The 20,829-nt window shown below is 64.2% G+C and carries 17 protein-coding genes; 7 read left to right on the forward strand and 10 right to left on the reverse strand.

Annotation, left to right across the window (positions count from 1 at the left end; translation table 11 throughout):
* Positions 1-147 precede the first annotated feature (147 nt).
* From GNK13_RS07640 to GNK13_RS07650, 3 genes are read right to left on the reverse strand one after another with little or no spacing between them, the layout of a single operon-like run.
* On the reverse strand, positions 148-1,140 hold the full coding sequence (locus tag GNK13_RS07640; protein ID WP_164101921.1) for a WD40 repeat domain-containing protein: 993 nt from the start codon (positions 1,138-1,140) through the stop codon (positions 148-150).
* The gene (locus GNK13_RS07645; protein ID WP_164101922.1) at positions 1,137-2,441 is read right to left on the reverse strand and encodes a DUF1501 domain-containing protein; all 1,305 of its coding nucleotides are present in this window, start codon (positions 2,439-2,441) and stop codon (positions 1,137-1,139) included. Before GNK13_RS07645 ends, GNK13_RS07640 begins: the two co-directional genes overlap by 4 nt.
* Before the next feature lie 21 nt (positions 2,442-2,462).
* The gene (locus GNK13_RS07650) at positions 2,463-4,934 is read right to left on the reverse strand and encodes a DUF1549 domain-containing protein (protein WP_164101923.1); all 2,472 of its coding nucleotides are present in this window, start codon (positions 4,932-4,934) and stop codon (positions 2,463-2,465) included.
* A gap of 374 nt (positions 4,935-5,308) precedes the next feature.
* Here GNK13_RS07650 and GNK13_RS07655 point away from each other — a divergent pair, with 374 nt between their 5' ends.
* The 6 genes from GNK13_RS07655 (at position 5,309) to GNK13_RS07680 (ending at position 10,506) form a co-directional block, all read left to right on the forward strand.
* Positions 5,309-6,088: a hypothetical protein gene (locus GNK13_RS07655; RefSeq protein ID WP_164101924.1), complete on the forward strand. Its 780-nt coding sequence runs from the start codon at positions 5,309-5,311 to the stop codon at positions 6,086-6,088.
* A 70-nt stretch (positions 6,089-6,158) separates the two neighbouring features.
* On the forward strand, positions 6,159-6,752 hold the full coding sequence (locus GNK13_RS07660; RefSeq protein ID WP_164101925.1) for a thioredoxin family protein: 594 nt from the start codon (positions 6,159-6,161) through the stop codon (positions 6,750-6,752).
* A 5-nt stretch (positions 6,753-6,757) separates the two neighbouring features.
* Positions 6,758-7,678 (forward strand): 16S rRNA (cytosine(1402)-N(4))-methyltransferase RsmH, encoded by a 921-nt coding sequence (rsmH, locus tag GNK13_RS07665; RefSeq protein WP_235934912.1) that lies wholly within the window; start codon positions 6,758-6,760, stop codon positions 7,676-7,678.
* Between the two features lie 145 nt (positions 7,679-7,823).
* Entirely contained in the window at positions 7,824-8,375 is a 552-nt protein-coding gene (locus tag GNK13_RS07670; protein ID WP_164101927.1) for a pyridoxamine 5'-phosphate oxidase family protein, read from the forward strand.
* Positions 8,376-8,529: 154 nt separating this feature from the next.
* Positions 8,530-9,255 (forward strand): hypothetical protein, encoded by a 726-nt coding sequence (locus GNK13_RS07675; protein ID WP_164101928.1) that lies wholly within the window; start codon positions 8,530-8,532, stop codon positions 9,253-9,255.
* 51 nt (positions 9,256-9,306) lie between these two features.
* Positions 9,307-10,506, forward strand: coding sequence for a baeRF3 domain-containing protein (locus tag GNK13_RS07680; protein WP_164101929.1), 1,200 nt, complete (start codon positions 9,307-9,309; stop codon positions 10,504-10,506).
* A 282-nt stretch (positions 10,507-10,788) separates the two neighbouring features.
* Here the strand turns inward: GNK13_RS07680 and rdgB are convergent, their stop codons facing one another.
* From rdgB to GNK13_RS07715, 7 genes are all read right to left on the reverse strand, one after another.
* On the reverse strand, positions 10,789-11,394 hold the full coding sequence (rdgB, locus tag GNK13_RS07685; RefSeq protein WP_164101930.1) for an RdgB/HAM1 family non-canonical purine NTP pyrophosphatase: 606 nt from the start codon (positions 11,392-11,394) through the stop codon (positions 10,789-10,791).
* Positions 11,394-12,479 carry a hypothetical protein gene (locus GNK13_RS07690; protein WP_235934914.1) on the reverse strand — a complete coding sequence of 362 codons (1,086 nt, stop codon included), beginning with the start codon at positions 12,477-12,479 and terminating at the stop codon, positions 11,394-11,396. Before GNK13_RS07690 ends, rdgB begins: the two co-directional genes overlap by 1 nt.
* A 182-nt stretch (positions 12,480-12,661) precedes the next feature.
* Positions 12,662-14,437, reverse strand: a complete 1,776-nt coding sequence (locus tag GNK13_RS07695) for a DUF4129 domain-containing protein (RefSeq protein WP_164101931.1) — start codon at positions 14,435-14,437, stop codon at positions 12,662-12,664.
* Positions 14,434-15,855, reverse strand: a complete 1,422-nt coding sequence (locus tag GNK13_RS07700) for a DUF58 domain-containing protein (RefSeq protein WP_235934916.1) — start codon at positions 15,853-15,855, stop codon at positions 14,434-14,436. The genes GNK13_RS07695 and GNK13_RS07700 overlap by 4 nt, the downstream gene beginning before the upstream one ends.
* Positions 15,852-16,928, reverse strand: coding sequence for an AAA family ATPase (locus GNK13_RS07705; RefSeq protein WP_164101932.1), 1,077 nt, complete (start codon positions 16,926-16,928; stop codon positions 15,852-15,854). Before GNK13_RS07705 ends, GNK13_RS07700 begins: the two co-directional genes overlap by 4 nt.
* Positions 16,929-16,934: 6 nt before the next feature.
* The gene (locus GNK13_RS07710) at positions 16,935-18,020 is read right to left on the reverse strand and encodes a hypothetical protein (RefSeq protein WP_164101933.1); all 1,086 of its coding nucleotides are present in this window, start codon (positions 18,018-18,020) and stop codon (positions 16,935-16,937) included.
* Positions 18,021-18,289: 269 nt separating this feature from the next.
* Positions 18,290-19,444, reverse strand: coding sequence for a glycosyltransferase (locus GNK13_RS07715; RefSeq protein WP_164101934.1), 1,155 nt, complete (start codon positions 19,442-19,444; stop codon positions 18,290-18,292).
* Positions 19,445-20,262: 818 nt separating this feature from the next.
* On the opposite strand from GNK13_RS07715, the gene GNK13_RS07720 reads away from it, so the two are divergent.
* Positions 20,263-20,721 carry a ferritin-like domain-containing protein gene (locus GNK13_RS07720; protein WP_164101935.1) on the forward strand — a complete coding sequence of 153 codons (459 nt, stop codon included), beginning with the start codon at positions 20,263-20,265 and terminating at the stop codon, positions 20,719-20,721.
* Positions 20,722-20,829: the final 108 nt, after the last annotated feature.

Here is a 20,829-nt window from a genome sequence, read left to right on the forward strand (position 1 = left end):
TAAAAAGCAGTCGCCTTCGGCTTGCCGTTAAACGATTTTTCCGCGAGCCGTCCTGCTCCGAACCAATCCAAAGTGGCGCTGTCCAGCTAGGCTCTGTCAGCAAATCTCAAATCCCTGAAACCTGAAACCTAAATCCTCAACTGGCTTTCAAACCAGCGAGTAGATCCGCAAGTGGTTGTCCGAGTGGGCGACCGCGACTCGGAGGCCGTCGGCTGCGAGGCTCATTCCGCGGCCTGGGCTTTTCAACTTCAACTTGAAAATCTCCTGCGGCTCGCCTTCCTCGTTCCAGAAGTAAAGCCACCCGCCACCTCCGCCACCGGCGACACCGACCCACAGTCCTTGCGAATGATGGGCGATACCCCAGGTAGTGCCGTGGACTTTCTCCTTCGCTTCGAGTTGGCGAGCGACTTTGCCACTCTCGGCCTCCACCAGCACCACCACCGCTTCACCGATCCCGGCGAAGGCGTTCGTGACTTTGGTGATTCCGCCGACCGCCACCTGATTTCCGTCACTGCGAAAATTCATGCAGCGGGCGCCGCCGATATCGGCGAGGAAACTTTTGTCGTACAGGTACAGCGCTTCGGCCGCGCCCAGATCGCGTTGGAGCTTCCCCGATTTCAGATCCCAGGCTTTCAGTTTTCCGTGCAGATCGCAAGAGACGAGACTCTCGCCATTGGGAGAAAACGCAACGTTGTAAACGTGCGACTCATGGCCCGAAAATTCATGCACCTGGGAGCCATCGGTTGCGTTCCAGAGCTTGACCAAGTTGTCGTTCCCACAACTGGCGACGAGCTCACCGACAGGACTGACAGCCAGCTCGCGAATCCAGCCTCGGTGGGCATCGACGACTCGAATCGGCTCAGGCTTTTCCGCCGCCGCTGGCCACCAAACGAGCCGACCGTCGTAACCGCCGCTGTACAGCTGCTCGCCGCTCGGCGAACAGCCCAAGCCGCGGACCCAGCTGTCGTGAGCCATCAGTGGGACGGCGGTCTTAGTGGCCACGTCAAAGCGGTGGACGCCATAATCCTCCGCCCCAAAAAACACATACCTGCCCAGCGGGTCCCAATGACACGCGGTCAGTGGCCGAGCGTGGGGATGCTCCAGTTCCACGTGGGCCTTTGCGGGTTCGATCGTGCTCATGTCAACACATCCCAAAGAGGACCTTTGGCCGGATCGGCAACTGGAAACGGCTGACCCCCAATATCAAATTCGGCAGTCGAATCGATCCCCACCGCTTGGAGCAGAGTGTGAAAAATGTGTCCGTGATCGCATTCGCCGTCCTCGACCGCAGTGCCGTTCTCGTTGGTCTTGCCATACACCGCACCGGGCTGGATCCCAGTTCCGCCGAGCACGACGCTCCAGGCGGTGCCCCAGTGGTCACGTCCGTAACGGTTGTTGATCCGCGGCGTGCGTCCGAATTCCGACATCACGCAGATCAGCGTCTCCTCGAGCAGCCCTCGGTCGGCTAGATCGGCGACGAGATTCGCGAATGGCTGATCGAATTCTCCGAGCTGTTCGATGTGAAAATCGAAGTTCTCGAAGTGGGTGTCGTAGTTGGAGTGGTTGATCTGCACGAACGGAACGTCGTGCTCGAGCAATCGGCGAGCGAGCAGACAGTGGCGTCCGAACTCGCTCGTCCCATACCGCTCCTGGTCCGCTTCGGATTCGCGGCTGACCTCGAACACCTGCCGCTGGGCGAGCAAGCTCTGCGCCTGCTCGTAGGAGAATGTGTAGGCGTCGGTATCGGCGGTGCGGCGACGCGCGGCGAACCGATCGTTGAGCCGGGCTCGAAATGCATTGCGTCGCTGGTCCGACTCGAGCGACAGCGTTGCGGGCCGCTCGGTAAAGGCCGGCGGCTGTCCTCCGTTCATCACGACGCTCGAATACTTGGGACCGAGATACGCCGCCGAGCTCGCTCCGGGCCCGCCGCCACGGATCAGGATGTGACCGGGAAGAGCGAAGTCGGGGCGCATTAGCGATTTCGCGACCACCGCGCCGAGGTGCGGATACTCGGTTCCGGGGGTTTCTTTATGGCCAGTCATCATCTCGACCGTGCCCCGCCCGTGGTCACCATTTTTGGTGTTCAGACTCCGCACGATGGAAAGATGATGCATCTGCTTTGCCGTGTGCGGCAGAAGCTCACTGATATGGATTCCCGGAGCCGAAGTCGGAATGGCGCGGAAAGGCCCACCGGTGTCGGTATTGGGTTTTGGATCCCAGGACTCCAGCTGACTGACGCCCCCATGGAGAAAGATGTTGAGGATCTTCTTATGTCTCGCCTGGACCTGGGAGGCGATTGCCGGGTTGCTCGCCAGCATCCCGCCCAGTCCCATTCCGCCGAGTCCCGCAGCCAGCCCCGCCGAGCCTGCTGCCATCCCACTGAGAAAGGAACGCCGGCTGGTGAGGTGTTCCGCCGATTGACAAGCGTAACGGCATTTCATGGCGTTCTCCCTCGAAAACAGTTAGTGGTTGAAACGAAACTCGGTGCTCGAGAGCAGGGCCCAAATCAGTTCGCCAAGCCGCTCCTGGCGGGTTTCCCCAGCGTCGGCCAGCACTTCAGCGATGGCCTGCTTTTCATCCTGCTTCGGGTGTCGTGAGAGCACCGACACGTACAGCTCGTCGGCGACCGCGGCCGGATCCTCGCTCGCGGCCAATCGCTGGGCGAGATTGTCGCCCGCCGGGTTCAACCAGCCGGCGACGAGGGTGCTATTGCCGACGAACAGAGCCTGGTTGACGGTGGCTTGGAAGTCTTCGCCCGGCAGCCCGCCGTAATGGGTGACGAACTGGCGGACGGTGCCGCGAAGTTGGTTGAGCAATTCTTGCTGGACCAGCTTTGCCTTGAGCTTCGGCTTCGCCTCCTCAGCGGCCGCCTTCAAGGGTTCTGGTGGAGCCTTGTCGAGTTTGGCCTCGACGGCAGCGATCTGGGGGGCGAGCATGCCGGTCGCCCGCATTCCGCTGGCGGCAAGCTGCTCGGGGGTCAGCGGCTTGAGGGGTGCGATTTGGCCGGCGATCGTCCAGGCCTCGACGAGCGATTGCCAGCGAGCTTCGGCGGTCGCCGGATCGCTCTCGTTGGCCGACACGTACTCAGCCGCCGTGCGGCAGGTTTCCAGCTGTGTGGCTATCGCTTGGTGCTCATGTTTGGCGGCGGTCCACTGCGCGACCGCCGCGAGCCGGGCTTGCTCGAGCGCGGCTAACTTCTCCGCCGGGACTCGCGACTCGACCGCCTTGGCCACCGCCGCTTCGGCTTCGGCGACCGCTTTCACTGCCGCTGCCGTGGCGGCTTCCGCACCGCTCACCGCGGACATGGCCGCCGGGACGGTCGCGGCGACCGCGTCGGATTTACTGCGCACCGTCGCCGCCGCGGCCGCGAGCTCTTTGTCATCGGCGAGTTTTGCAGCCGCGGCTTCGGTTTGGCTCGCCGCGGCCGCGAGTGCCGCTGCTTGATCCTGCACCCGGGCCAAGGTTTCGGCAGCCGTTTTCTGAGCCGCCACCGCTTGCTCGTGCTTTTCTTTCGCAGCGGTGACTCCCTTTTGAAGCTCCGGCAACTGGACCGCCACCGCTTCGTTGTGGGTGAGCGCTTGCTCCCAAGCCTCATTCGCCGCGGCCGCCGATTTCTGCAGGGGCTCGACCGCCGCCAATGCCGCCTCCAGCCGCCCCGCCAATCGCTCGGCGCGGGCGGCGATGTCGGCAAAGTTGACCGTCTCCGGCCGGGGCGCATCGCAGGCTCGCTGGTAGGTGCGGGTCGCGACCAGTTCGCGGATCATCCCCCGCAGATCAAACCTTCTCTCCCGCACCTGGTCGGCCAGGAGATTCAGGAGCGCCGGGTTTTGCGGCGGATTGTCGGTGTGATGGTAATCGAGCGGATCGACGATTCCACGGCCGAAGACGAGCGCCCAAATCCGGTTGGCGACGTTTCGCTGAAATTGGCGGCTCTCGCCGAGCAGCTGGGCCAGTGCCTCGCGGCGGCTGTGCTTAGGCACCCCCGCGACCGTCTTGTCCGGCTTGGTCGTGTACTCTTCGCCGGCGGCGAAAGTGGGTTCAGACAGCAGCGTTTTGCCCTTGGGCAGCTGGGGCAGCACCCACTGGCGACCGTCACCGGTAAAGACCGAAGTGAAGTTCGCCTCGCCATCGGCCCGTTCGCTGAGCTTGTTCCCTTTGGCAGCCGCCAGCAAGCTGGTTCGGTGCAGAAACGCGTACAACCCGTGGTAGTCCGACTGGTAGTAGTCGTCGACCAGCGGATGGTCGTGGCACTGGGCGCACTGCAGATCCATTCCAAACGCCAACCGGCCGATGCCCCGCGTGACCGCGTGCGGTTCGGCCTCGCGGCTGGTCAAGAACTTGGTCGCCGGCTGCGTCTCGGCGCCGAGCCGATCACCGACGATCAGCTCGCGGAACAATTGGTCGAGCGGCTTGTCGGCCGCGATCGACTCGAACAGATACTGCTCCCAGGAAGGCACCGGGATGTGCTTAGCGGTCCGCCGTTCGAGCAGGGCAACGTCGAGCAGCACCGCCATGTGGCGGGCAAACTCGGGGCTCGAGACCAGCTCGTCGATCAACCGCTCTCGCTTGTCCACCCGCTCGTCGGCCAAAAACTCGCGGACGCGGGCGGGCGTGGGAATCACGCCGGTCAGGTCCAACGACACTCGCCGCACGAAATCATGATCGCTGCAGAGCGGGGCGAGCGGTCCGATCGCCGCCGCTTCGATGAGCTCGTCGACGCGGTGGCGAAGCTGCGACAAAGCCGCCCGCTCCTCTGCAGCCTTTTCCTCTGCAGCCTTTTCTGGGGCCGCTTTCTCTGCGGCGGCCGGGGCTGGTTCATCAGCCCACAGCGGCTTCTGCGAACCGCTGCCGCCGAGCCCGATCGTGGTGAGCAGCAGGATTGCGGCGAGCAAGGAGGCGAGGCGACGCGGTCGCGACCAGTGCAGCTGCAACATGGCGGCTTTCCTGGAGAAAGGAAACCCTCGGGCCGGCGGCTTCTCCAGAAGGCGGAGTTTCGCGGAGCCGGCGAGGATCCCGGTGGGGCGGGAGGATGGGGTGGGGCAGGGTGAACGGCCGGGGGTGATTGCATCAGTTGGGGAGAGTGCCGTCCTCTAACCGCCGAAGATAGGGCTCTGGGTTGCGCGGGTCAATCAAATGGGGAGCTTTTTTTGCACCGCCGAGCCCCAACTCCCCCTAGCAGCACAGCCCCCCTAGCAGCACAGCTCCACTTGCAGCCCCGTTCCCCCTGCAGCCGGTGAGGGGCAATTGTTGTAAAACGTCAGGGAGCGAGAGCTGAGGCATCACCAGAGAGTCAAAGAGGGCGGAAGGCGTGACCTGGATCATCGACGAAAATGGCCGAGCGAGATTCCGCGACGCAGAAACGCCGTGGCAGCTCGGCACCGATCCGGCGCGTCCCGAAGCGGGGCTGTGGATCGACCGCCGCGTCGATCCGGCGGCGAGCGACGAGATCCCCGCCTCCTCGGTGCGGCTGCTGCCACCCCCCGGAACGGCCTTTCCTCCGCTAGCCGAAGTTTATTCGCGGGGCCGCGACTTGATCGCCAACCTGCCCCAGACCGCAGACGGCCAGTTCGGGCTGAATCTCTGCCATCGCGTCGTCCGCAGCACCTCGGAGTTGGTCGTCTGCGAGACGATCGTGACGATTCAAACCGATCTGCTCGACAGCCACCCGACGCTGGACTTGGTCAGTGATGCCGCCGGTCGGCCGCTGCCCGCGGTCGACGGCTCTGGCAGTACGGCCCCGGACGCCACCGCCGGTTCTCCATCGAGCGTCGCACCTCCAGTTGCGACGCGGCTCGACGAAACGCCGCGGCCGAGCGTGTGCGTGCTTCTGCTGCCGCCGAGCGACCGCGGAGTCGCCGAGGATCGCAGCGGGGCCGAGAACCGCAGTGGGGCCGAGAATCGCAGCGGGGCGGGGGGAGCTTCGGCCGCTCGGCCGGTCTGCTATCGCTTGCTCGCCGAGTTTTTGGAGAAGGGAGTGATCCGCAAGGCCCGCTACTGGACTTGCCGCTGGGCGGAGGAACCGTCCGAGGCGGCGGTCGCGGAACTCTATCACCAACTGCTGCACATCCCGCTGCCGTTAACCCCTTAACTGGCCCCCTTAACTGGCCCCCTTAACTGGCCCCCTTATCCGCTTGCCATCTTTGAGAGGAGACCACGCCATGGTTCGTACCGCCAGCACGATGTTGCCGCTGGGAACGTCGGCCCCCGATTTCGCCTTGCCCGACACCGAGGGGAACCTCGTGCGGCTGTCCGACTTCCAGGGCGCTCCGGCGTTGTTGGTCGTCTTCATGTGCAACCACTGCCCGTACGTCAAGCACGTCGCCGCGGGGCTCCGCGACTTGGCGGCCGAGTACCAGGGGAAGGGCGTGGCGGTGGTCGGCATCAGCAGCAACGATGCGGACGCCTACCCCGACGATTCGCCTGCGAAAATGGCCGAAGAGAAGGCCGCTCAGGGCTACACCTTCCCGTACCTCTACGACGCCGACCAGAGCGTGGCCAAAGCCTACCACGCTGCCTGCACCCCCGACTTCTATGTGTTTGACGCCGAACGGCGGTTGGCCTACCGCGGGCAAATGGATTCCAGCCGCCCCAAGACCGATCGGCCCATCACCGGCGAAGACCTCCGCGCGGCGCTCGACGGAATTTTGGCCAGCGGCAAAGCCCCGGAAGCGCAGACGCCGAGCATCGGCTGCAACATCAAATGGAAGCCGGGCAACGAACCGGCCTACTTCAATCCCGCCGGGACCGCTTGATTTCGGTGGCTACGATCCACATCCCGGTATTGCCGGAGGAAGTCCTCGAGTACCTCGCGCCGGCTCCGGGGGAGACGATCCTCGATGGGACGCTCGGCGGTGGCGGCCACACGCGGCTGATCGCCGAGCGGGTCACGGCCAGCGGGCGGGTGATTGCGCTCGACCGCGACGCGATCCCGGTCGAGCGAGCCCTGCGTGAGCAAGCCTCTCCGCCGGTCGTTCCGCTGCACGCCAGCTACCATCGCACCGACCGCGTGCTGAGGCATCTGGAGATCGAAGCGGTCGACGGCATTCTGCTCGATCTCGGGCTCTCCAGCGACCAGCTCAACGATCCAGAACGCGGGTTCAGCTTTCAAGGCGATGGTCCGCTCGACCTCCGCTTCGACGTCGGCCGCGGCGAGACCGCCGAGCAATTGCTGCTGCGGTTGCCCGAAAAGGAGATCGCCGACGTGATCTACCAGTACGGCGAAGAGCGGTTCAGCCGGCGGATCGCCCGGCGGATCGTCGAACGGCGGAAGGCGGGCGAGCCGGTCCGCACGACCGGGGGGCTGGCCGAACTCGTGCGACGCTGCGTCCCACGCTCGAAAAATCATCCCATCGATCCCGCCACGCGAACTTTCCAGGCCTTGCGGATCGCTGTCAATGAAGAATTGACCATCCTGGCCCATGCGCTCGAACAAATGCCCGGGTTTCTCAATCCGGGTGGGCGGCTGGTCGTAATCAGCTTCCACTCGCTCGAGGATCGGATCGTCAAGCACGCTCTGCGGAAGGACGACCGGCTGGAAGTGCTGACTCGTAAACCGGTGTTGGCCGGAGCGGCTGAAATCGCGGCCAATCCCCGCAGCCGAAGCGCGAAATTGCGGGCCGCGGTCAAGGTCCGCCAGGCCCCCCGCAGCACCCCTAGGATGGCTCCCGGCACCGGCTGATCGGCATGCCCTTTGCTTCGGCAACGAGGTGTACGTTTCCCAGCCATGTTTCCGACGGACGGGGTTCAGCCGCCGCTTCCCCTCGTCTAATGATGATCGTTGGGGAGCCGCTGTTCGCTACCCGAACCACCGGAGAGACGCCGCCATGCCTGAGGCCACTCCCCCCAAACGTCCCGACAACCCTGAGCTTCACGACAACCCTGAGCTACCCGAGAAAGAGCACCTCGACAAGTTTCGAGAGCTGATCAAAGACATCGACACCGCGATGCTGGTCACCGAAACGGCCGATGGCTCGCTGCGGAGTCGCCCGATGGTCACTCAGGCGACGGAGTTCGACGGTGAGCTGTGGTTTTTTACTGACCAGAACTCCGCCAAAGTGCTGGAGATTCAGGCCGATCGCCATGTGTGTGTGAGCTACGCCGATCCCCGCAGCCACAAATTCGTCTCGGTCTCGGGAATCGCAGAACTTTCCCAGGACCGCGGCAAAATCAAAGAGCTTTGGAATCCGTTCGCCAAAGCCTGGTTCCCTCAGGGGCCCGACGATCCCCGGCTCGCGCTGCTCCGCGTGCGGCCGACGATGGCCGAGTATTGGGATTCTAGCTCCGGATTGGCCGTCACGATCGCCGGGATGGTCAAAGCGGCTACGACCGGGGAGCGGCTCAAGGAGCCTGGCGAGCATGAAAAATTGTCTCTGTAACGTCTTCGATAACGTCCTCTTACTCGATTGACTCGATCCTTCTTTCTGACCCTCGATTCGACTCCTGGATTTCACTCTTGGCGGCACGGACTCCGCGATTTCGGCGGGGATCGCATCGACAGCCAAGGACTGCACCCTCACTAAGGTTTGCGTCATGCCCAATAGCGACGAAGCATCGAAAATGCGGATCGACTTGGATGCGGAGGGATTCAAAATCTCCGAAGCCGACGTCACCTCGATCGAGACCGACGTCGACTACCTCCGCCCACTCGTGAAGGATTTTCCGACCGCGGTCTTATACATCACGATCGTGCTGAACGAGTCGAGTCAGCAGTATGAGGTCCGGACTTCGTTAGTTCTGCCCGGCCGCACTTTCTCCACCGGAGATACGGCTGAGCACTGGCAACCCTCGCTCGAGCAATGTTTGCGAAAAGTGGGGCGACGGGTCGAGCATTATAAATCGTCGATGAGTGGCGACGCGCGGCACGCTCATCTGGCGGCGGGAACGGTCCATGACGTCGAGCCTTCGCAGTTGATCGACGGACAAAAAGTCCAGGAGGCGCACGAGCAGGACGACTATGTCTCCTTCCGCCGCTGCCTGTTCCCTTATGAAGACTCCTTGCGAACCCGCATCGGCCGCTGGATCGAGCGGTACCCGCAGGTCACCGCCGCCCTCGGCCATCGCCTGCAAATCGATGACATCATCGAAGAAACCTTTTTGCTGGCCTTCGAACGCTATCCGAAATGGCCTCGCGAGGTCCTCTTTGGCGACTGGCTCGAGCACTTGATTGACCCCGCCGTGCGACTGCTCGCCCGGCACCCGACGCGTGAACTGGAGACGATCAGCTACATGCGGACTTTGCAAGAAACCACACCCTGACCGGCTACCACGATTCTTACTCGTCAACCGCCCTCCGACTCAGGATGCATCATGGATATGGACCTCATCCGTCCCAATACGCTGGCCGACCTGGCTGCGATCGAGCAAGAGAATTGCGTCTCAATCCTCATGCCTTCGCATCCCACCGGGAAGGACTCGCGGCAAGATCCGATTCGCCTGGAGAATCTCCTCAATAAAGCGCAGGAGGCTTTGAAAGAGCGGGGCATGCGGCGCCCCGATATCGATTCGCTCCTTGAACCGGCTCGCGATGTCCTCGGCCAGCTCAGCTTCTGGCAGCATCAAGGTTACGGTTTGGCAATCTACCTCGCCCCGGGAACCGCGCGGATGCTGCGGTTGCCCGAGGCGGTCCAGGAATCGATGACGATCGGCCCGCGGTTCAATGTTAAACCGATCCTCGCTTCGGTGGCGGCGAGTGATCCGTTCTATGTGCTCGCCCTGACCGAGGAGCGCGCTAAACTGTTCCTTGGCTCTCAGAAGGAACTCGTCGAAATCAATGCGAGCGGTTTTCCGATCACCGCCGAGGAAGTTGTTGCGGTCCGCGATCCCGAGGTCCAACTGCAGTCTCACGGCGGCGCGGCCCCCCCGGGTGCTCGCGGAGATCGGGGAACGCCGAGCGACGCGGGCCAGGCGCACTACCATGGTCATGGTGAAGGCGAATCGAAGCTCGAAGCCGACACGGTCCACTACATCAAGGCTGTCGCCGAGCGAGTCGCCTCCTATCTTTACCAGGATGATTCGCCGCTGATCCTCGCCGCCGACAATGGTCTGGCCGGACTCTACCGCCGCGAGCACCGTCGCGGACGGCTTCTGGAAACCGGCGTCGCGGGCAGCCCCGACTCGCTGTCGCTCCAAGACCTTCGCCAGCGAGCTTGGGGGATCGCCGCTCCGGTGCTCGAGGGCGATCAGTCGCAGATGCTCGATCGCTTCGGAACGGCCGCGGCTGCCGGAAAAGGCGCTGAAGGGTTTGCCGAAGTCGCTGAAGCGGCGGCCGTCGGCAAGATTGACGTCCTGCTGTTCGATCCCCGCGCCCAACAGGCAGGGCAGCTCAGCGAAGACGGTACCTCGGCATCGCTGGTCGACGCGGACGAGGAAGCCGCCGACGGTGCGGCCTGCGAGGATCTGGTCAACCGTGCGGTGGTCGACACGCTTCGCTCGAGCGGCCGCGTGATTCCGCTCCGCTACGGCACGGAGCGCGCCCCGCAACATCCCAAAGCGATTCTGCGGTATTAGATGAGGCTTTTTTCCGCGAGCCCCCTGGCTAGCCGGAGTTGCCCATCAGCCGCCACGCGCTAGCGTCCGGTTGTCACGGAGTTTTCGGGAACCGGGGGCTAGCGCCCGGCGGCTGATGGAGGATCTGGACAGCGGGCGATGCCTTCTACTTTTTGAGCCGACGGCGCTAGCCGCGGGTGAGCCGACGGCGCCGGACGGATCGAACTCGTATCTAAACGCCGCCGCAGCGCCACGTTTTCGCGCGGCGCGGACCGGATTGGGCCCGAGGCTAGCGCCTACGGCTCAATGGAAAGACGCCAGGCGTTGCAATGGCGGCAGCAGGAGACGCATCGCCCTCGAGCGGTGGCTGAGGGCCTTCTTCGCCATTGGACCGAGCTCCCCGAACGTTCGGTGGTACTCGGGTATCAAGAACAGCGGATCGTAGCCGAAACCATGCGCCCCGGCTTCCGCCGTGGCGATCTGCCCGCGGCAGATTCCGCTAATCTCCAGCCGCACCTCGCCGTCGGGATCCGAGAGACAGAGCTGACAGGTGTAGAAGGCGGACCGATCTTCGGCCGGCACCCCCTGCAGCTCTTCAAGCAGTTTGCGATTGTTCGCCGCGTCGGTTGCGGTGGGGCCCGAGTAGCGTGCCGAGTAGACGCCGGGTCTGCCGCCCAGAGCGTCCACCGACAGCCCACTGTCTTCGGCCAACACCCAGCGACCGAGATGTCGCGCTTGCTCGGTCGCCTTGAGCCGGGCATTTTCTACGAAACTCGTTCCCGTCTCCTCGACCTCGATCGCCTCGGGGATCTCGGCCAAAGAGCTAACGCAGATTCCCGAGCCCGCGAGCAGGTCGCGAAGCTCTACCAATTTTTTGGCATTATGCGAACCGAGAACAATATCCAACATCAGCGTCCCAGGCTTGTCGCCGCGGAGTAGAGGCTGCGTTTGGTGACTTTGGGAACCGCGATCGGATGCGGCTCCACGTCGAATGGAATCTTCTTGATGTGATTCGCTACGCGGACCATTCTGCCCTGCGTATCGCGTTCAAATCGTTCGCCCGAGGCATACTGCTCGATCGTGCGGCGGATCTCCGGAGCGTACTCAAAGCCATTGCCGACGGGCCGCCCGAGGCTCTCGAAGCTGCCGACCGTGACGATGCTCTTGGAGCGATCGTGGAACTCGTAAGCCTCCACTCCTTTCTCCCGCAGAGCCATCACCATCTGGTTGGCCAAGTCGGCGCTTTGGTCGAGCCGCTCGCTGCTCGGCTTGAGATCTTTTTCGACTTTGCCACCGATCATCGTGGTCGAAAGCCCTTCAAAGGTCCGCACGACCACCGTGTATTTGCCTTTGCAGTCGAGCAGGCTGTGTTCGACATTCTCATTGAGGCGGCGGACGAACGAGTCGACTTCCGGGGCCTGGGTGAAATTGTCCGGCAGCATCGGATTGCGAGTCACGAAGGCATTGAACATCGGACCTCGCGTCTTCCGCTGCTCACCTTGCGTCAGCTGCTGATGAATCCGGCGGATGGCAGCCATCGGCCCGACTTCGGTCTCCGGCGAGACCTGCTGGAACACACCCGGCTGAATCGTCTTTAAGGTTTGGAGCGTCGACTTCAGCTCGGGATGGTTCACTGAATCGAACTCACCCACCAGCACCGCGTAGGCTTCGTAGCGAGCCGCGTTGGCGTATCGCAATTGCTTCCGGTCGGGCCCGAACGAACCGACGGGCCTCGTGAAATCGAAGTTCTCTTTATAAACGTAGGCTGGCATGTTGTAGTCGCGGCGAAGTTCAATCACCAATTGGTGAGCCTGCTTTTTTCCCTCGGGCCCCGAGAACGTTTCGGCCAGAATCATCCACGGCCCCTCGACCTCGGTCAGCTCATACGCCTGCTCTGGATCGGCTTCGACCTTCCGGGCCCCGAACAGCCGCAGGAACGAAGGCCCATCGGCGGTCGCCAAAGTCGGAAGCAGGGAAGCGGCAAGCAGCGCCACGAGCCCCCCCCTCAAGACGTGCGTGAAGCCGATCGGCTTCGAAACAGCGGACAGGTTGCATGGAGCAGAGCCGCAAGCAGTACCGGCGCGTGATGCCATCTGGTTTCTCCCGTCGAGGCGGGTGGAGCGTGGTTGGAGCGATCTCGACGTCGATTACCAGACCGCGGCGGTCAGGTGAAAGATCATTCGGCGAGATTCGCCTGCCTTGGCCGCAGCATCACTCGCCACGCTTCCTCGGCCGCAGCCAAGTCGCGGCGCGTCGGTTTCCCCTGCCCATAGACCACCCGGTTGTAGGCTTCCACCAAGCATTCGCCGGCCGCCGCGGAATCTCCCAACAGCCGCCGAGCCCGCCGCATGTATTCGCTCGGCGTCTCCTCTTCCCCTCGCGGCGCACCCTGCTCCCGTCCCCAAGCCTCGAGCGCCTGGAACGAGACGACGATCGCCGCCGCCGGGTCGCTGCCGTCGGCCAGCGGGTTGCGGAAGGAAGCGAACGATCGCAGCGGCCGAGCGGAAATCCCTGCCGGCTCCGACTCTGGCGCCCCCTCCGCCGCAACTTCCCCACGAAAAAACCGCAACACGCTTTCCCACCACTCTCGAAGCTGGTCGCGATGCTGGTAAGCAAAGATCACGATCACGGCCAGCAGTACGCCGACGATCACTAGCTTGACGAGCGTCGTCAACCAACTCCCGAGCTGCGGCAGCGAAGGAGCGGGCGACGGCGGCGGAGGGCTGCTCGCCGGCCCGCTCCCGCTCGACTCGGCTGCCGAGGACGAGGCTTCAGCCCGCTGCGCTCCCTCCGAAGACCGTTCTCCCGACTGCTCACCGCCCGACTGCTCACCGCCCGACTGCTCACCGCCCGACTGCTCACCGCCCGACTGCTCACCTCCGGACTGCTCACCACCCGACTGCTCTCCACCCGACGGCTCACCAGTTGGCCGTTGCCCGTCGCCTGGTTGCTCGGCCTCGGAATCGTCTCCTTGGGTCGCAGTTGGGGGAGCGTCATCGGCAGACCCCGTCCCTTCGTCCCCCCATCCGTATCGACTCGGCTCGAGCCACTCGGGCGACACGACCCAATTCGGCACCTCGAGCGCCGCGACCAGCCGGCCCGGCAGTGGCAGCGCGAAACAGACCAGCAGCATCACGGCGACCAAAACCGCTCCGCCGCCGAGCCAAGCCACCGAAACATCGGTGGGCATTTCGGTCCCGCGTTGCCGCAGGTAGCGGCGGAGCCCGAGAAAGCTGGTGGTGACCAGCAGCGTCAGGGTGGCGAACAAGTACAGTCCGAGCGACCACAACGCGCTGCGGCGAATCTCCTCGCTGTCGGGCAGCAGAAGCTGACCGAGTCCGAACATCGGGAGCGCTGCGAGAGCCAAATACAACACCCACCGGCCCGGCTGATGGCCGCGTTTCTTCCGCGGCAGCGCCCGCGAATCTTCCCGCTCCCGCTCTTCGCTGCTCGTCGTGCCGTCGAGGCGGAGATCGGCCGCCGCGGTGCGACTGCGCTGCGCCCCGAGAGAACCAGTCCCGCCAAACAATCCGCTGGCCGAAACCAATCCCTCGCCACTGGCCCGCTCCGCATCATCGATCACTGTGCAATCGAAAGTCACGCGGTCGGCCAACCACCAGATCAGCCCCAACAGCAGCAGGTTGAACAACCAACTCAGTTCCGCCATGGGGCCGCTGAGGGTGACGAACTGGCTGATCACCAGGAAGGTCGCAAGCCCCAGTGCGGCGGCATACCCCGACGCATAGCCGCGGCCCTCTTCGATCGCGATCCGAGCGATCAACGTCGTCGCAAAGATGAACAAGAACAGGATGTACATCAGCCTGCCCGGGAAATCGCCGCGGTACAGGCAGAGCACCAAAAAATGCACCAGCGCCGTGAGCATCACGATGATCAGCGACGGACAGATCGCGATCACCGCGTAATCGGCGGCGGTTTGCTTGGGTCGGCTCATCGACTCACCACCCGCCGGCAGACCTCCGGCAACTGTTGCTCGTCGACCAACTGCATCACGGGGATATTTGCGGCGATGAAGGGTCCGGCGACTTTGGCGTAATCATTCACATCATACCTGTTCACGATGATCGCGACCGACCAGCCGCGACGAGCCATTCCCAGAATCGCGGCGGTGGTCGAGGGTTCGGCTTGCTGCAAGACGACGATCAGCGTCGTGTCGCGAGCGAGCCGCGATTCGGCCTCGAGCAGCGTCACTCCCAGCGGCAAGGCTGCGGTCAACTCCAGCCGTGCCAGCGTCCGCTGAATCTCGCGTTGATGCACCGGCCCGCGGTCCGCCGAAATCACCACCGGCCGGAGACGCGAGTCCTCGTCCCGCATCGCCAGCGTCGAGCGGGCCAGCGAACGAGTGCGAAAATCGGCCGCCCAGCCTTCGGTCTTAATTCGATCGGCGGCGTCCCGCCCGTTGGTGAGTAGACCGATCGGTTGCCCCATCTCGTACAGCGCCGCGGCCAAAGACGCGGCCAGCGTGATCGCCAACTCGCTCCGCACCGGCTCATGGCGCTGAGGATTGGTGTCGCGGTGCAGGTCCAGGACGAGCGTTGCGCCAGCCACGGTCGTCGGTTCGTAGACCTTGCTGTGCAGCGTCCCGGTCCGCGCCGTGGCTGCCCAATGCACCTGACGCAGCGGATCGCCCGGCTGCCACTGACGGATCCCGCGCAGCCGCGTCGGGTCGTCCATCAGTTGATCGCTGATCCGAATCTCGCCGATCGGCCGCCGCGAAGCGACGTCGTACCCGGCCAGCGGAATGACCCGCGGCATCACCAGCAAGTACTGCGGCTCGGCCCCCACGCGGTACCGCCGATTGAGCCCCATCAGATCCCCCGTCTCCAACACGCTCGGTCCGATCTGGTAGTAACCGCGGCGGTTGCACTTCAGTCGGTAGCCGAGGAAGCGCGACCGGCCGGGGCCGAGCAGCATCAACTGCAACCGCGAGCCCTCGACTCCCAGCGGCGGGGGATCGTGCAGGAGCGCCGCCCGCGGCAAGAGATCCTCGACCAACAACCACGCGATCGGAAGCCGCCCGCGATTCTCCACCACGATTTCGATCGGCACCGTCGCACCGACCTCGACTTCCAGCGGCCCGGTCCGCCGCCGCGCGACCGCCTGGTTCGACCAGGCCCGCGCCAGCAAGCGATTGCCGACGAACAGCGCCACCGCCGCGTAGGCCGCGTAAAGCCACAGCGAAGCTCCCGCAATCATCCCGAGGAGAATCAGTGCCGCCGCCGCGGCCAACCAACCGAGCACGCCGATTCCCGCTCCCCCAGCCCCGGCCCCAGCGAACGGCTCTTCACTGGGCCGACCGGCGCTGGGCCTCGACGCGTCGACGGCGGGCAGCGCGGGGTCGCCGACGCTCACCGCCGAACGCCTCGCCCGCTCGAGGCCTGGGCGGCGACTCGAGGAGCGGCTTGGCTCGAGCCCCGCGCGCCCTCGGCCAGCAACTCGTTCCCGGCCGCCGCGGCTGGCGTGGCCTCGATCGTCGGAACCGCGATCTCCGCAACGATCTCTTCCATTACCTGTTCGGCCGTGATCTTCCGCAGCCGACTTTCGGGGCGAACGATGACGCGATGGTTCATCACCGGGCCGACCAAGCGTTTGATGTCGTCGGGCTGGACGTAGCCTCGGCCACGAATCGCGGCCATCGCTTGAGCGCAGCGAAACAGGGCGATGCTCGCTCGCGGGCTTCCACCGAGCGCCAGATCTTCATGCTCGCGCGTGTCGCTGACGATCTGCAGCAAGTACTGGCGGACTTTTGGATCGACGTGGACTTGGCGGATCGCTTCCTGAGCGGCTCGCAGCTCAGCCGCCGAGGCGACTTCTTCGAGCTTGTCGACCGGGTGCGCACGCTGCAGCAGGTCGAGCATCCGCAGCTCCTCTTCCATCGTCGGATAGCCGAGGCTGAACCGCATCAGGAAACGATCGAGCTGGGCTTCGGGCAGCGGAAAAGTTCCCTCGTGGTCGACCGGGTTCTGCGTGGCGATGACCAGGAACGGAGGCGCGAGCGCGTGCGTGACGCCGTCGACCGTGACGCACGATTCGGCCATCGCTTCGAGCAGTGAGGCCTGCGTCCGAGGAGTCGCTCGGTTGATCTCGTCGGCCAGCAGGATTTGCGTGAACACCGGCCCCGGGCGGAACTCAAACTCGGCCGTTTTTTGGTTGAAGATCGAGGTGCCGGTGACGTCGCTCGGCAGCAAGTCGGGAGTGCACTGGACTCGTTTGAAACGACACCCGACGCTCCGGGCCAACGATCGGGCCAGCATCGTCTTGGCGACCCCCGGCACGTCCTCGAGCAACACATGCCCGCTGGAGAGCCAAGCGACCAGCGCCAGGACGAGCTGCTTGCGTTTGCCGACAATCACCTGCTCGACGTTGGTGATGATCCGCTTAGCTAATTCTGAGACGACCGCCGGAGAAGAGTTCTGGGTGCTCAAGGTCAGTCACTTTTGCTCGGTTGCCATTTTGCGGAAGTACGCTTCGATCGCTTCACGATAGTGCGTCGGCAGATCGCGGCTGATCTGCTGCAACGCTTCCTGGCGTTCGGCAGGCGGGAGGTTGCCCCATCCGCTGCGGTCACCGAGATCCTTGCGGTCGACATCCCCTTCACCGCTGGCCCCGGCGATCTGGCTGTCCTGCATCGGCTGGCTCTCGCCCCCTTGGGCATTGCCGCCGCCGGACTGCTGTTGCTGCTGCTGCTGTTGCTGCTGCTGTTGTTGCTGCTCGAGCTTGTCGATCAATTTCGTCAGCTTGTCGATAATCTCCTGCTCGCGCTCCTGAACCGGTTCACCGCTGCGTCCGAGATCGAGCCGCCGGCCGACATCATTCATCAACCGCGAAATTTCATCCAAGCTGTCTTCTTCCAGCGGTTTGATGTCGGCCAACATCAGCCGCGCCGTCCGCACGAATCGCTCCGGAGCCGCCTCGTCGTTTTCGAGCAACCGTTCCAAATCCTCAATCGTCGATTGCTTGGCGAGCAGAGCGTGGTTGCAGGCGGCTCGGTAGAACAGCACCGCTGCGGGATCGACCGTCCCCCCCGGGTCGAGCGCCGTGAGCAGCGGCTGCGCTTCGTCATAGAGCCGCAGTCGCACGAGGCTGCGAGCCAGCCACACCTGGATCGATGGCCGCAGACCCTGGGCGACCGGGTGCAGCGCGTCGTTCGCAACTGCCGTGGGACTCCGCTCCGCCCGCTCGACAATCTCGGCCACCGCCGGAACCACCTCCGCAGCCGCCGCTACGAAAGCGTCCAGCGGATCGCTTCCCTCCACCTGCAACTGGGCCAACAATTCCGCGGCAGCCGCGTCGGTCTGAGCCTGCGAAACTCCCTGCTCCTCGAGACCCTCGGCAAGCATCGCGGCGATCCGCTCCGCATCAGGCTTTTGCCACGAGGCGGCGCGGCGGAGCGCATCGCTCGCCGGGCGCGGGACATCGGCAACGGCTGCCGTCATTGGCAGCCCCACCCCAATTCCCGCGACCAACGGCAGGGCGAGGGCACACGACAAGTAGTGGATGGCGAGCGGATTCCGCATCAGTCGATCCGGTAGGCGGACGAAGCGTGCAAGAACTAAGTATACCGGCTGAACCCCACCGGCGCTGACAAGATTGCTCCGGCGAGACATGAAAAATCAGTGCCCCGCCAGCACTAGGCTCTGTCAGAAATCCCTGAGCCGACGGCGCTAGCCGCGGGTGCTGCAGCGGAAATCCCGGGGCTGCGAGGCCCGAGGCTAGCGTCTACGGCTCACCCGAGGCTAGCGCCTACGGCTCAAGCGAGTGAAATCGCCGGGGTTTCTGACAGAACCTAATGGTCAGCCAGCAGCTCTTGGTAGAGCGTGCGATAGCGGTCGACCATCGACTCGAGCGAAAACGCGGCGGCGGCACGGCACTGGTTGGCTTTCCCCAATGATTGCAACTCGGGCATCGCAAGCAAGCGAGCGATCCGCTCGAGCATCGCGCCCGCGTCGCCTGGCGGGTAGGACTGCAGCCCAGCTTCCTCGCCCAGCAGCTCGCTGACCCCCTCGACGTCCGCCGCGACGACCGGCCGCCCCGCAGCCATCGCTTCGAGGACGACGTTCGGCATCCCCTCGTAGCGGCTCGGCACGACGATGATCTCCGCTCCGGCGTAAAGGCTGGCAACGTCGCTCTGCCAGGGCAGGTGGATCGCCCGATCCGCTGGCAACGCCGCGAGCGTCTGCTTCACCTGCGGCTCAAGTGGACCTGAACCGACGATCACCAGCGCAGCGTCACGGTGGCGGTCGAGCAGGTCGGCGGCCGACCGGAGCAGAAGGTCGATCCCTTTTTGCGGGTGCAGGCGGCCAACGAACAGCAGAACTCGGCTGCCGGGACGCACTCCGTCGCGACTCCAGTCGCGGGCCGCGGCACCGGCCATCGCTTCCACGCGAATCCCATTGGGAATCGTCAGCAGTCGCGTTCCGCTAGGGGGCCGCAGCCGCTCGCGGGCGAAACGCTCGACCGATTGGCTGACGCAAACCACCGCGTCCATTCTCCGGACCGCCCAACGCTCGGACCACCACCGCCAAGGGCGGGGCTGCGCGACTCGAATGCCGCCGACTCGCACCGGTACCCTCGCCGACACTCCGGCCAGCGTCCCCAACTGATTGCCATGGTACAGAAACGTCTGCAGGACCTCCGGCTTTCCCTCAGCAAGCCACTGGCGGGCCGACCGATACGCCTTCCGCACCGCGGCAACGCTCCCAGCCCCCCCGCTGGCAACCTCGATCCCCGCACCGAGTAACCGCTGTAGCAGCTCGTCGCGACTTGCGGGCTGCGAACCCGCCAGTACCGACTGCGCAGCCTGCGGCAATTGCTGGGGCAAGGGAGCCAGCGAGAAGACCCGCACGCGATCGCCCTCCGCTTGCAACCCGAGGGCCAGCTCGGTCAGGCACCGCTCGGCGCCGCCGGTGCGAAGTTCGGTCGTCAGGAGGTCGATCCGCATGGCGACATTATCTCGCAGTGCCGCAGCAGCTTCCACTGCCCGCCGACACCCGCCGGGGCGAATCGGAAAATTTCCGCTGTCCCCTAAGTTCGCCTGCGGCAAGCACCTGCGCTATTTGCTGTAATTAGCCGGCGAGCGGCCGCGTGTTGACCATGCCCCGAGCAGCGGTATTCTGAGGACGTTCGGAGAGCGAAGCCGCTGCTCGAGGGGCCCCCCAAGAGCGCCACTGGACATTAGCCGGGGCCTGGCAGGCAGATGGTAAGCTCTTACAGCCGTTCATTTTAGCTCAAGCAGGTCAGATCGATCTCGGCGGTCAGGAAAGGCCCCCTCGGATGGGGACCGATCTGGCGTCACCACGATCAAAGATTATGCTAGGGAAGTCCTCCGCGTTCGCCACAGCGTGGGGAAGTCGCGTGTCAGCTTGCGGCCACGGGCTGACGCAACGAGGGTTGCGGGAAGTCACCGACTTCCAGCAGCTTTCGCCAGGCCCCTCACGGGGTGGGCGCACGAGGCGCTCATCTGCGAACGGCACGCCACGCGTTCATGAGGACGCGTTTTGTGCGAGCCTTTCGACCACTCGGGCACATGGACGTGCCCCGGTCAGGCTTGCCCACCCGTACGCCAGCCTTTCCAGGCTGATACAGGCATGCAGTTAGGCTGAAAAGCCTGACGTACGCTCGGCGGCATGGCTTCTGCTCTTCTTTTGGCCCGCCCCCCACGGATCCGCGTCCCCGGGATCGACGCAATCGGCTGTTGCCCTAAACTGAATCACGGGTGTACAAGCCTCTCATCCTCATTTTCTTACCGAGAGCCACACGATGAACATGCAAGCCGTAATCGACCAGTTGAACGAAATCCTCAAGCACGAGTGGACCGGCGTCGCTCAATACTCTCAGGCCGGCTTCATCATCGAAGGGGTGTGGCGGGAAGTCTACGCCGACAAATTTCTTGAGGACGCGGAAGAGTCGTTCGGCCACGCCAAACTGATTGGCGACAAGATCTCGGCCCTCGGTGGCGTTCCGACCGTCCTCCGCAACGAAGTCAAACAGTCGCGGGATCTTCGCGAAGTGCTGGAATACAGCCTCGCGTTCGAGGCCAAGGCGGTAGAGATGTACACCAAGGCGCTCGAATTGGCCGAAGGCAACCGGGCCCTGGTCGTGTTCCTCGAAGACATCCTCAAAGACGAGCAGGAAGGTGTCGACGAATACACCAAGCTGCTCCGCGAAACCCCGGCAACCCAGGCCGAACTCTCGAGCAGCCACCGCAAATCGGGCTGAGCTGCGAGCTAGGTCGGTTGATTTATCAGCCGCCGGGCGCGAGCCTGGATCCTTCATCAGCCGCCGGGCGCTAGCCCCCGGTTCCTGCAATCGGCGTGAGAACCGGAC

This window comes from Candidatus Laterigemmans baculatus, from assembly GCF_010367455.1.
Classification (GTDB): Bacteria; Planctomycetota; Planctomycetia; order Pirellulales; family Pirellulaceae; genus Laterigemmans; species Laterigemmans baculatus.